Annotated in this window: 9 protein-coding genes; all 9 read left to right on the forward strand. The window is 42.5% G+C overall.

Going from position 1 to position 11936, the window contains the following annotated elements:
* Positions 1 to 402 (forward strand): glycoside hydrolase family 88 protein (locus AC1W6K_RS11235; protein ID WP_481947560.1); only part of this gene is annotated, 402 nt, incomplete at its 5' end.
* A gap of 56 nt (positions 403 to 458) precedes the next feature.
* Positions 459 to 1223: a 2-dehydro-3-deoxy-D-gluconate 5-dehydrogenase KduD gene (gene kduD, locus AC1W6K_RS11240; RefSeq protein ID WP_481719211.1), complete on the forward strand. Its 765-nt coding sequence runs from the start codon at positions 459 to 461 to the stop codon at positions 1221 to 1223.
* A gap of 132 nt (positions 1224 to 1355) precedes the next feature.
* Positions 1356 to 2519, forward strand: coding sequence for a glycoside hydrolase family 88 protein (locus AC1W6K_RS11245; protein ID WP_481947561.1), 1164 nt, complete (start codon positions 1356 to 1358; stop codon positions 2517 to 2519).
* Between the two features lie 133 nt (positions 2520 to 2652).
* A complete protein-coding gene (purH, locus tag AC1W6K_RS11250; RefSeq protein WP_481947562.1) occupies positions 2653 to 4176 on the forward strand; it encodes a bifunctional phosphoribosylaminoimidazolecarboxamide formyltransferase/IMP cyclohydrolase in 1524 nt (507 codons plus the stop codon).
* Between the two features lie 94 nt (positions 4177 to 4270).
* Positions 4271 to 6238 carry a DNA topoisomerase (ATP-hydrolyzing) subunit B gene (gene gyrB, locus AC1W6K_RS11255; protein WP_481947563.1) on the forward strand — a complete coding sequence of 656 codons (1968 nt, stop codon included), beginning with the start codon at positions 4271 to 4273 and terminating at the stop codon, positions 6236 to 6238.
* A gap of 4 nt (positions 6239 to 6242) precedes the next feature.
* Entirely contained in the window at positions 6243 to 6461 is a 219-nt protein-coding gene (locus AC1W6K_RS11260) for a hypothetical protein (protein ID WP_481719121.1), read from the forward strand.
* Between the two features lie 2 nt (positions 6462 to 6463).
* Complete coding sequence (gene ppk1 / locus AC1W6K_RS11265) at positions 6464 to 8746, forward strand: polyphosphate kinase 1 (protein ID WP_481719122.1); 2283 nt, start codon at positions 6464 to 6466, stop codon at positions 8744 to 8746.
* On the forward strand, positions 8747 to 9985 hold the full coding sequence (locus AC1W6K_RS11270; protein ID WP_395784761.1) for a NupC/NupG family nucleoside CNT transporter: 1239 nt from the start codon (positions 8747 to 8749) through the stop codon (positions 9983 to 9985).
* A gap of 1 nt (position 9986) precedes the next feature.
* Positions 9987 to 11936, forward strand: a 1950-nt coding sequence (gene dnaG, locus AC1W6K_RS11275; protein ID WP_481947564.1) for a DNA primase, incomplete at its 3' end; no start/stop codon positions are given.

The raw sequence follows: 11936 nt of genomic DNA on the forward strand, positions 1-11936 counted from the left end.
AAGCTGCATCTAAAAGGCTTGATGTCTTATCAAGATGGAACGGGTTTTTGGCATCAATTAATCGACAAAAACGATTCGTATTTAGAAACTTCCGCTACCGCCATATATACGTACGTCATGGCCAAGGGAATGAATATGGGTTGGCTTGATCCCAAAACCTATGGCCCCGCGGCGCTATTAGGTTGGAATGCTGTAGCGACACGCGTGAATGAAAAGGGCCATGTGGAAGGAACTTGTGTGGGAACGGGCTTAGCTTGGGATCCGGCGTTCTACTATCACCGACCGATTTCCCCGTTTGCGGCGCATGGATACGGCCCTGTTTTATTGGCAGGTTCGGCGATCTTGGAATTGGTGAAAACAAAAAATTATCAAATTAATGATTCGGCGGTGCATTTTAAATGATAATTTTGAATAGAGTAAAAAATGGATAAACTCGCCTTTTATTTAAAATTTATATGATGCAGCAACCATTTAATTTAAGCGGTAAGGTCGCGCTCGTGACCGGATGTAAAAAAGGAATCGGGATGGCGATGGCGATCGGGCTTGCGGAGGCGGGTGCGGATATCATCGGAGTTTCGGCTTCTTTGGAATTAAATGGGTCAGCTATTGAAAAGGCTGTCACGTCCTTAGGACGTAAATTTAAAGCATATCAGGCGGATTTTTCGGACCGCGAATCGTTATACGATTTCATCAAAGCGGTTTTGCGTAATTCTCCACGGATTGATATTCTAGTCAATAATGCGGGGACTATTTTACGCGATCCGGCGGCGGAACATTCCGATGAATATTGGGATGAGGTGATGGAAGTGAATTTGTCGTCTCAGTTTATTTTGAGTCGGGAAATTGGAAGAACGATGCTGGCCCAAGGAGCTGGAAAAATCATTTTCACGGCCTCATTATTAAGTTTTCAGGGAGGTATTAACGTTCCCGGTTATGCGGCCAGCAAAGGTGGGGTTGCTCGTTTGACGATGGCGCTTGCGAATGAATGGGCGAGCAAAGGAATTAATGTCAATGCGATTGCACCTGGTTATATTTCCACAGATAATACCATAGCTTTACGGGAAGATAAGGAGCGGAGTGCCTCCATTTTAGGACGTATTCCAGCGGGCCGTTGGGGTGAACCCAATGACTTCAAGGGTCCTGCCGTTTTCTTAGCTTCAGAGGCTTCGAATTATGTGCACGGGACGATTCTGACGGTAGATGGGGGATGGATGGGGAGGTAGACGCTGGACGTTAGACGTTATACGTTGGAAATTCTGAGGGCGCAATTTTTTGACTAATAATTAGTAATAAATGATTTTATAATATAATTTTTCAACGTCTAACGTCTAACGTCCGGCGTCTAACCTAAACCTATGAAAAACCTTATCCTAATCGCCCTTTTGGCACCCTTATCTATTTTTGCACAAAAAATTGATGTCAACAAGCAATTCAAATTAGCCGAGCAGCAATATCAACGTATGTTGGCCGCGCAACCAGATACCTCCGTTACCGTCCATTCAGCTAGGCCAGACGGAACCTATCGGAACATGCCATCTAGTTGGTGGTGTTCTGGATTTTTTCCGGGTGGCTTGTGGCAATTGTATGAGCGTTCAAAAGATGCGCAATGGGAGAAAGCGGCGCGTTTATGGACGGCAGCTGTGAAGAAAGAACAATTCAATACGGGAACCCATGATTTGGGATTCATGATGTTTGATTCCTTTGGTAATGGCTTGCGTTTAACAAATGATCTAGCTTATAAAGCTGTATTAATTCAATCTGCCAAATCTTTGGCAACCCGTTTTGATCCAAATATTGGCCTAATCAAATCTTGGAATAGCTTCAAAGGAGGCTACAAGTATCCCGTGATTATCGATAATATGATGAATTTGGATCTATTATTCTGGGCTACTAAGGAAACCGGAGATCCACGTTTTCGTCAGATTGCGTTGACGCATGCAGACAATACCATGAAGCATCATTTCCGTCCAGATAATTCCAGTTACCATGTGATTTTATACGATGTGGATGGAAAGGTTTTGGCCAAAAAACAACACCAAGGGTACCAAGATGAGTCTTGTTGGACCCGCGGCCACGCCTGGGCGATGTACGGTTACGTAGAAATGTACCGCAATACGAAAGATAAAAAGTACTTGGATTTCGCGCAAAAGATTTCAGATTACTATATTAATCACCCGAATTTACCTGCTGATAAAATTCCTTATTGGGACTTTTTTGCACCCAATATTCCCAACGAAGAGCGCGATGCTTCGGCAGGTGCAATTGCCGCTTCAGCATTGCTTGAATTGAGTACGTATTCAGGTCAAAAAGGCAAGCGTTACTATGCAGATGCCGTGAAGATGTTGGAGTCATTATCAAGTCCTGCATATCGTGCGGCATTGGGTGAGAATAACAACTTCTTGATAAAACATTGCGTAGGGGCAAAATCCCTCAATTCCGAGATCGATGTGCCCCTAATTTACGCGGATTATTACTATTTGGAGGGTTTGTTGCGTTACGAGAATTATACTAAAAAATAGATTTCCCCGTTGAGCTTTGGCAAACCTTCAAGGTTTGCCAAAGCTAAGTAAAAGCCTTAGAAACACGTGGAAAATGGCTTGGCAAAGTAGCGCTTATTGCGTACATTTGTGGCTTCAATTTTTACCAAGCCCCATGTCATTAAAGAAAATCCAATCAGCCCTCATTTCGGTTTATTACAAAGACGGTTTAGCCCCGATCATCCAAGAACTTCACAAGAACGGAGTAACCCTATATTCCACTGGTGGAACCCAATCATTTATTGAAGATTTAGGCATTCCTGTGATTTCCGTGGAAGACTTGACGGGCTATCCTTCGATCTTTGGTGGACGTGTAAAAACCTTACATCCGAAAGTATTTGGCGGTATTTTACACCGTCGGGACTTGAAAGAAGATGTTGAGGTAGCAAAGCAATATGGTATTCCGGCGTTGGATTTGGTGATGGTCGACCTATATCCGTTTGAAGAAACGGTGGCTTCGGGTGCTTCAGATGAGGATATTATTGAGAAAATAGACATTGGTGGTATCTCCTTAATTCGTGGAGGTGCGAAAAATTTCAACGATGTTTTGATTGTTTCTTCGCGTGACCAATACGCGGAGGTTTCAGCGATTTTTGCGGCGCATGGAACGACGTCAACAACCCTGACGGAGCGTAGAAGCTTTGCTCAAAAAGCATTTGCCGTTTCATCGCATTACGATGGAGCGATCCAGCGCTATTTTTCTGGGGAGTCGGCGGATTTAGCGAACTATACGAGCTTGCCAGCAAATGGGTTGAGGTATGGGGAGAATCCGCACCAACAAGGAACCTTCTACGGAGATTTGTCGGCCTTGTTCGATAAACTTCACGGCAAGGAACTATCCTACAACAATTTAGTGGACGTGGATGCGTGCATTAGTTTGTTGGATGAATTTAATGAGACAGCCTTTGTGATCATCAAGCACATGAATGCGTGCGGTGTGGCAACAGGCCAAACAGTGAAAGAAGCTTACGACAAGGCATTGTCTTGTGATCCAGTTTCGGCGTTTGGTGGCGTTTTGGCAACCAATAAAGAAGTAGATAAAGCAGCGGCGGAATCAATCAATCCATTATTCTGTGAAATCTTAATTGCCCCTTCATTTACTGCGGAGGCGTTGGAGATTTTACAAACCAAAAAGAATCGTATTTTATTGAAACGCAAGTCGGTGGAATTCCCTAAGAAAATGTTCAAGACTTTGTTGAACGGCGTTTTAGAGCAAGATAAGGATTTGGTTATGGAAGGAATTGCCGACTTTAAAACTGCAACTAAACGCGTGCCTACAGACGAGCAGATGCAGGCATTAGCATTTGCTTTAAAGATTTGTAAGCACACAAAATCAAATACGATTGTGTTAGCGAATGATGGCCAACTTTTAGCATCGGGTGTGGGTCAAACATCACGCGTGGACGCTTTGAAACAAGCCATTGAAAAAGCAAAAGAATTTGGCTTTGATTTAAATGGAGCTGTTATGGCATCGGATGCATTTTTCCCATTTCCTGACTGCGTTGAAATCGCGGGAAATGCCGGTATTGTGGCAGTAACCCAGCCAGGTGGTTCGATTAAAGATCAGGATTCCATCGCGTATTGCGATGCAAATGATATCGCGATGGTCATGACAGGAATTCGCCATTTTAAGCATTAGGATTTTTCGGTAAATAAGTATATTTTTAAGGCTAAAATTCAACAATTAAAAATGGGCAAAGTAATGCGCTCGTTCAACTCATTTAAATTATATTATGTCAGAAGCACAAGATACATCAGCTCAAGATCGGGCAAATTATGGTGCAGATAATATTCAAGTATTAGAAGGTTTAGAGGCGGTTCGCAAGCGTCCTTCCATGTACATTGGTGATACCGGTTTCAAGGGTCTTCATCATTTGATTTGGGAGGTTGTCGATAACTCCATTGATGAGGCGTTGGCAGGTCATTGCGACAAGATCAAAGTAACAATCAACACAGATAATTCTATTTTAGTTGAAGACAACGGTCGGGGTATACCTACGGGCATGCACACGAAAGAAAAGCGTTCTGCTTTGGAAGTTGTAATGACGGTGCTTCACGCCGGAGGAAAGTTTGACAAGGATACATACAAAGTTTCTGGTGGTCTTCACGGTGTGGGGGTTTCCTGTGTAAATGCCTTGTCGACCGATTTGAAAGTGACCGTACACCGCGAGGGTAAAATTTTCCAACAAGAATATAAGATTGGTGTTCCGCAATATCCTGTCAAGGAAGTAGGGGAAACGGATCGTACAGGTACTTCGGTTTTGTTCAAACCGGATAAGTCAATCTTTACGGTAACAGAATATAAATACGAAACAGTAGCGGGACGTTTGCGTGAGTTGTCATTTTTAAATGCGGGTATCCGTGTGGAATTGACCGATTTGCGTGAATTAGATGAAGAGGGTAATGCTCGTTCAGAGGAGTTTTTCTCAGAGGGTGGTTTGCGTGAATTTGTATTGTATTTAGATGCTACCCGTGAACCTTTATTGGCCGAACCTATCTACATGGAAGGCGATAAAAATGGCGTACCCGTTCAGGTAGCCATGATGTACAACACGTCGTACACAGAAAATGTGGTCTCGTATGTTAACAACATTAACACGATTGAGGGCGGAACGCACGTTGCTGGATTCCGTGGCGCATTAACACGTACCTTGAAAAACTACGCAGATAAATCGGGTGCTTTAGAGAAATTAAAAATTGACATCGCTGGAGATGACTTCCGTGAAGGTTTAACAGCCGTTATTTCGGTTAAAGTAGCTGAGCCTCAATTTGAGGGTCAAACGAAAACCAAATTAGGTAACGGTGAAGTTTCAGGTGCCGTTTCGTCAGCCATGTCGGATATGCTTGAGTCTTGGTTAGAGGAGCATCCAAAAGAAGCGCGTCAAATCGTTGCTAAAGTTATTTTAGCTGCACAAGCGCGTCATGCTGCTCGTAAAGCGCGTGAGATGGTTCAGCGAAAAACGGTTTTGGGTTCAAACTCATTGCCAGGGAAGCTAGCCGATTGCTCGGATAATGATCCAGAAACTTGTGAGATTTACCTTGTCGAGGGAGACTCGGCGGGTGGAACGGCTAAACAAGGTCGTAACCGTGCTTTCCAAGCGATTTTGCCTTTACGTGGTAAGATTTTGAACGTAGAAAAAGCACAAGAATATCGTATTTACGAGAACGAGGAGATTAAAAACATGATTACTGCGCTGGGCGTTTCTTTCGGAAAAGATGGAGATGAACGTGCATTGAACATGGATAAATTGCGTTACCACAAGGTGATCATTATGACCGATGCGGATATCGACGGCAGTCACATTCGTACGTTGATTTTGACATTCTTTTTCCGTTACATGCGGGAATTGGTGGATCGTGGATGTATTTATATTGCACAGCCACCTTTGTATCAGGTGAAGAAAGGCCAACAAGTTCGTTATGTTTGGACGGAAGACCAGCGAACATTAGCTATTCAGGAATTAGCTGCCGGTGGAAAAGAGGAGAGTGTGGGTATTCAGCGCTATAAGGGTCTTGGAGAGATGAATGCGGAGCAATTATGGGAAACAACCATGAATCCAGAGTCCCGTACCTTGAAGCAAGTAACTGTTGAGTCGGCGATTGAGGCCGATCTATTATTCTCAATGTTGATGGGTGATGAGGTTGCACCTCGTCGTGACTTTATCGAGAAGAATGCCAAATACGCAAAAGTAGACGTTTAGGTCGATGGAATTTGATTTCAAATCTTATCATTTGCGTGGCATACATGCGGATACTGAGGAGGAAAAACGATCGATAAATCAAGAGTTGAAGGATCTTTATGATTCCTTAACAGTTGATGAAAAACGAATATTTAATTTGGAGCTTCAGAAATTCTTGGCCTTGGAGACAAGTCGCTTGGGTTCTGATTATGAGGCGATTAAAAACCAAATTCCAAAAATGTAAGCATGAGTAATTCAAGATTAGATAAAATTATCAAAGCGTCAGAAGATTCTCCAAATGGGAATCTTTTGTCGTTCCTGAAGCCTAAAAATTGGAAAGTAAATCTTGTTGCCCCGCGTGATGCGGTTCGCAAACTAGAGAAGTCGGCACAAAAAGCTCAGGAGACCATTGCGAAGTCTCGCTACATTTCACGCGATATTTCTTGGTTGAAATTCGATGAGCGTGTTTTGGATCAAGCGCGCGATTCTTCCAAAAGTTTATTTGATCGATTGAAGTTTTTAGCCATTACGGCCTCTAATTTGGATGAGTTCTTTACGATTCGAATAGGCTCATTATATAATTACATCGACTTTGGTAAGGAGCGTACCGATTATTGCGGATTGCGCGAAACACCTTTTAAGCAAGCTTTAATCACCTCGGCAAAGGAGTTTAGTGTCGAAAAACACCGCTTATTTATCGAAGAAATTTTGCCACTTTTTCCTGAAAATGGGATGAGCTTAGCTTCTTTAGAAGATTTGACGGTTGAAGAAATTGCGGATGTTGAAACGTATTTTAATCGGACAATTTATCCGATGTTAACGCCAATGGTCTTTGACCATACGCATACTTTTCCTAGTTTGTTGGCTAAAACGTTGATTTTCGGGGTGGTTACCATTGGATTCACCGATAAAATTAGCCGGAAAGGTAAACCGGAAAAAGATCGAAAAATTTCGTTTGTACAGATACCATTAAACTTAACGCGTTTTTATGTAATCGAGCGGGACGATAAGGTATTGTTTTTATCTATTGAAAAAATCATCCGACATCACCTTCAGATTTTATACCGAAATGTGGAGATTGAATCGACCTCTTTATTTCGGATTACAAGAAATGGGGATTTTGATTTAGTTGAGCATGAAGATGCGGAAACTGATTTTGTGGATGAAATCAAGAAGAAAATTAAAGACCGCCGCTTAGGTCGTGTCACGCGTGTCGAAGTGGAATCGGAACATTCTGAATTTCTACTAGGCGAGATGTTGAAGCGATGGAATTTAGATAAGTCGGACATTTTTGTCAAAAAATCTATTTTGGATTTTACCGCATTCTGGCAAATATTGAAGTACCCGGAATTTAAATCAAAACTGGCTCATAATCCGGCTGTTGTTCCTCCCCTAGGGTTGAAGTCGGTGCAAATTACTGACATCTTCGAGACGATGAAACGTGGTGATATTTTATTGCATCATCCGTATAATAACTTTGAGCCCGTGATTCAATTGTTGGAGCAAGCAGCGGAGGATCCACATGTTTTGGCCATTAAAATCACGTTGTATCGTATTTCAAAAAATTCACGGATTTCAGGTGCATTATTGCGCGCGGCAGAACAGGGCAAGCACGTTTCGGTACTCTTTGAAGTGAAGGCGCGTTTTGATGAGGAAAATAATATTCGGGAGGCGACTCGTTTACAAAAAGCTGGATGTTTCGTGATTTATGGAATTCCAGGTTTAAAAACGCATACCAAGTTACTGCAGGTTATCCGTAATGAGGGTACGCATGTGATGAGTTATGCGCACTTATCTTCAGGTAATTACAATGAGGATACGGCGAAGTTGTACACCGACCTAGGGTTGCTGACAACCGATTCGCGTATTACCCAAGATATTTCGGAGTTTTTCAATGTAATTACGGGGCATTCGATGCCTACGCATTATGAGCATTTAATTACGGCACCGCGGGATATGCGGAATCGTTTGATTGAAATGATTAATCAGGAAATAACTAATCATAAACAAGGCTTGGCGGCGGGGATTTGCTGGAAGATTAATTCATTACAAGATTTGGATACGATGGAGGCTTTGTACAAAGCTTCTCAGGCGGGTGTACCTGTTTTGTTAATTATTCGAGGTATTTGCTGTATTCGTCCGCAGCGAGAAGGGTTATCGGAAAATATTTTCATCAAATCTATTGTGGGTAATTACCTGGAGCATACGCGTTTATACTATTTTCATCGCGCTGGAGAACCAAAAGTTTATGGCGGTTCCGCGGACGTAATGGTGCGAAGCTTTGATCGTAGGATCGAATCATTGTTTGAATTAGTGAATCCGCGTGCCAAAAACATGGCCATTACGATTTTGGATTGGAACTTGCGTGACACGGTTAATTCCTATGAAATGCAGGAGGATGGTACCTATTGGAAGGTTGAGAGTGATGAACCATTTAATATTCATGAGGAGTTTTATACAATTAGTGAGGAAGATTTAATTGAGGAGATTACATTTGCAACTTACACCAATACCCTTACAACAACATAAATGGAGAGATTTACAGGTTTATTAGGTATCGTTCTGATTTTGGGCGTGTCATTTTTAATGTCCAATAATCGAAAGGCAATTAATTACCGTACAGTTGGTGTTGGATTATTATTACAAGTAGCTTTGGCTGTTTTTATTTTGAAGACAGAAATCGGTCGAGTGACATTCCAGTGGTTGGGTGATTCAATTAATACGTTATTAGGTCAAGCTGATAAGGGGGCCGCTTTCGTATTTGGTTCATTGGTGGATCGAAATTTGATGTCCAAAGCTTTCGGTCCAGGGAATGAATATATTTTCTTTTTCAAAGTTGTTCCTACCATCATTTTTGTTGCTGTTTTAGTGAATATGTTTTACCATTTGGGTGTGCTCCAACGGGTCGTTTCGACCATGGGAAAAGGTGTACACTGGTTGATGGGTGTGAGTGGCGCGGAGGCTTTGTCCAATGTTGCTTCTACGTTTGTGGGTCAAGTGGAGGCTCAAATCATGATTAAGCCCTATTTGAAAAACATGACGAATTCGGAGCTCATGGCTTCGATGACGGGATCATTTGCTTGTATTGCAGGTGGTGTCATGGCGGTATATATTTCCTTAGGCGTTCCTGCTGCGTATTTATTGGCCGCTAGTTTGATGGCTGCGCCAGGAGCGTTGGTAATTTCGAAAATAATTTTTCCAGAGACTGAGAAGTCGGAGACCGAAGGTATGGTGAAGATGGACATTACAAAATCACATGCGAATTTAGTCGACGCGATTGCCGCGGGAGCTAGTGAAGGATTGAAAGTAGGATTGAATGTTATAGCGATGTTGATTGGATTTATTGCGTTAATTGCTTTGGTTGACTTAGGTTTAGGTCAAATTGGATCTTTGATTAATATGCCGTCGCTTTCGATGAACTTGATTTTAGGCAAAGTATTCTCTGTTTTTGCATTTGCTATGGGCGTACCATCTCAAGATGTGGAAGTAGCAGGGGCCTTGATGGGCAAGAAAATGGTCGTGAATGAATTTGTAGCTTACTTAGATATGGTGAAATTGAAGGACACGTTGGATCCTAAAACCATTGCCATTACCAGTTTTGCTTTGTGTGGATTTGCTAATTTTTCATCCGTTGCGATTCAGATTGGGGGTATTGGCGAATTAGCTCCATCGCGCCGATCTGACTTGGCGAAATTAGGCTTTAAGGCCTTGATTGCCGGGACATTAGCGTCCTATTTATCAGCCACATTAGCCGGTTTATTATTATAATATGCGCATTGATCCCGAAACCGTCGAGCGAATAAAGCAAACGGCTGCTGTGGCAGACGTGATCGGGGATTATGTGACAATCAAGAAAAAGGGGGCCAATTATTGGGCTTGTTGCCCGTTTCACGGCGAGAAAACGCCTTCGTTTTCAATATCACCGAGCAAGGGAATCTATAAATGTTTTGGTTGCGGAAAAGCAGGAGATTCAGTCCGGTTTATTATGGACATTGAAGGTTTAGGTTACGGAGAGGCATTACGTCATTTAGCCAAAAAATACGGCATCGATATTCAGGAGGAGGAGATGACGGATGATCAGCTTCAGCGTCAAAATGAGCGCGAGAGTTTATTGATCATGCTCGAGTTCGCCAAAGAATTTTTCAAAAAACAATTAATTGATTCCGAAGAGGGTCGTTCGATTGCGCTGCCTTACTTCAAGGAACGCGGATTTTCAGACGCCACAATTCAGGCTTTCGAATTAGGCTATAGTCCGGAGGGATGGGATGTGTTCTTAAAGACGGCCCTAAAACAGGGTTTTAGCCAAGAAATTATTGAGAAGGCGGGTTTAGTTACCAATAAAAACGAGGAAGGAAAGGTATATGATCGATTCCGGAATAGGGTCATTTTTCCGATTCACAGTGTGGCAGGAAAGGTGATTGCCTTTGGTGCGCGTATTTTAAAATCAGACGCGAAGAACCAAGCTAAATACCTCAATTCGCCCGAAACAGAAGTTTACCATAAATCGGCCGTTCTCTATGGCATCGCACAGGCGAAGAATGAAATTCGTCAAAAGGACGTTTGTTATCTCGTGGAAGGATATACGGATGTGATTTCTTTGCATCAAGCGGGCATCAAAAATGTGGTTGCTTCTTCTGGAACTTCATTAACCATTGAGCAAATCAAGTTGATTGCCCGGTTTACGAATCACGTAACCGTACTTTATGACGGAGATTCTGCCGGAATAAAAGCCGCTTTGCGCGGAATGGATTTAATTTTAGAGGAAGGATTGCAGGTAAATCTAGTGGTCTTCCCAGAAGGACAGGATCCTGATTCCTATGTGCGTTCGATCGGTAGTGAGGCTTTTATCGAATACATTCAGAAAGAAGCGCGGGATGTGATTTCGTTCCAGGCGAATCTCTTTATGAAGGAAGCTGGAGATGATCCATTTAAAAAAGCGGAGCTTATTAAAGAGATGGTCCAAAGTATTTCTAAAATACCGGATGCCATCCAGCGTAGTTTATTCATTCAAAAAACGTCTCAGATGATGCGTTTGGAAGAAGATGTGCTGCTGGCGGAAATGAATAAGATTCATTTGAAGAAGATGAATCAGCGGTCGGCAGGTTCTGCGCCTCAAAGCATATCCCCGCAAAATGAGGTAGATATGAACGCGCTTTTTGCAGCGGAAGAGGATGCTCCTGCAGAAGTTCAGAGTCTAGCTTTTTACCAAGAATCGGAGTGCATTCGCTTACTCGTGAATTTTGGCCATTTGGAAGTAGATCCGGAAAAAGCACCCGGACATACGTTGATGGAATATCTGTTGCACGAGTTAGAAGATGTAAAATTTCAGACGCCTTTGTTTGTGGAGATTTTGGGGATATGCCAACAAGAATTTGCGTCAAAGCGCGTGCTAGGTCCTGAATTTTATTTACATCATGGCAATGAGGAGATTCAGCAATTTGCGATAGATGTGTCGTCAGATAAACATACACTTTCCTCCGTTTGGAAGGACCGGCATGATATTCGGGTTCGTGAAGACCATGAAATGTTGGAGGATTTGGCCTATAAAAATGTCTTGCGCTTGCGAAAAGTATATAATGACCAACAACTAAAAGATGTGATGGAGCGCATGGAAAAATATGAAGGGGACAAAAATGACATGAATGAGATGTTGCATGAATTCATCTCATTGAAGGAAATTCAGAAAAACATTTCGCAGGAATTGGGTACGGTTATTGAA

This window comes from Aquirufa sp., from assembly GCF_964796385.1.

Bases quoted from the DNA above. Each gene is read 5' to 3' on its own strand.
- AC1W6K_RS11245 (WP_481947561.1), top strand. From the start codon at position 1,356: ATGAAAAACCTTATCCTAATCGCCCTTTTGGCACCCTTATCTATTTTT.
- gyrB (WP_481947563.1), top strand. From the start codon at position 4,271: ATGTCAGAAGCACAAGATACATCAGCTCAAGATCGGGCAAATTATGGT.
- purH (WP_481947562.1), top strand. From the start codon at position 2,653: ATGTCATTAAAGAAAATCCAATCAGCCCTCATTTCGGTTTATTACAAA.
- kduD (WP_481719211.1), top strand. From the start codon at position 459: ATGCAGCAACCATTTAATTTAAGCGGTAAGGTCGCGCTCGTGACCGGA.
- AC1W6K_RS11260 (WP_481719121.1), top strand. From the start codon at position 6,243: ATGGAATTTGATTTCAAATCTTATCATTTGCGTGGCATACATGCGGAT.
- ppk1 (WP_481719122.1), top strand. From the start codon at position 6,464: ATGAGTAATTCAAGATTAGATAAAATTATCAAAGCGTCAGAAGATTCT.
- AC1W6K_RS11270 (WP_395784761.1), top strand. From the start codon at position 8,747: ATGGAGAGATTTACAGGTTTATTAGGTATCGTTCTGATTTTGGGCGTG.